This window comes from Bartonella sp. AD328YNZD (genome assembly GCF_042196425.1).
Genome location: NZ_JBHIQG010000652.1, coordinates 1 through 885, shown reverse-complemented (window position 1 = coordinate 885; position 885 = coordinate 1). Strand labels below are relative to the sequence as shown.

1 protein-coding gene is annotated in these 885 nt (G+C 43.6%); it reads right to left on the bottom strand.

Annotated features, from left to right (window positions below; all coding sequences use genetic code 11):
• Positions 1-180: 180 nt before the first annotated feature.
• A partial coding sequence (locus ACFIO3_RS14265) for a hypothetical protein (RefSeq protein ID WP_375704705.1) occupies positions 181-885 on the bottom strand: 705 nt, incomplete at its 5' end.

The following is an 885-nucleotide window of genomic DNA, read 5'->3' as shown; positions in this document are numbered from 1 at the left end:
TGCGTGTCATCTTCAATCCCCTCTTCTCCCTCTCCAAGCTCTTTAACAAAGACCCAATAAAAACGTGTTGCTAAAAGACCCTCTAGCCTTCTGACCGTTTCAGCCTTATCAAATTCAAGCATGTTCAGATAATCTTGCTTCGTATTTAAATGCCCTGGATAATCTATCATCTTATCCTCCTCAAAAATCACGGGGACGGCTACAGCCTCGAGCCCCTAACATCTCACCCTTGAAACTACGAGAATACTGACCACTACGAAAAAACGAACCATTAGAGACACCACCACTCCAAAGACCTCCTCCTACCAACACATTCATATCTGTTCTAAAAGCCGTCCTTCCCGCTGCTATAGAAGGTACCTGTATTGGAAAAGTCTCTGATAAAAATTGTGAAACATAACCGCAGCCATCCTCACACCCTATATGTGAAATCATACGCCTATTCGCCGTATCAACGTGTCCTCCAGAACTCTTAGGAGAAGGGGCTTTCTTCCCTTGAATATTTGTCTTTTCATTGCTTCCATACATCGCAGACGCAAATTCTGTATCATTGAGAAAAGATTTTTTAACACGCATCATATCGGATAAGTGATCTGTATAAGTACGGTTTGTTGTGATAGGAGTACCATACGCCGAGCGCGTATTTTCACCCATCCCTGACTGGAGATAAATATCAACCCAAATATCTGTAGAGGGGTCGTAGACCATCCCTTCTGGACTACTATGCGGGCGGTGATTCAAACACCAAACGGAATGGGGTAATATATCCCCTGCTTGATACCCCGATAACGGATGATCTATTATAACACCAACATCCGCACAAAGCGTATGAAACCCTCCTATCTTGACAGAATTATCCGCTGTGTATCCATCCGGATAAGTAGC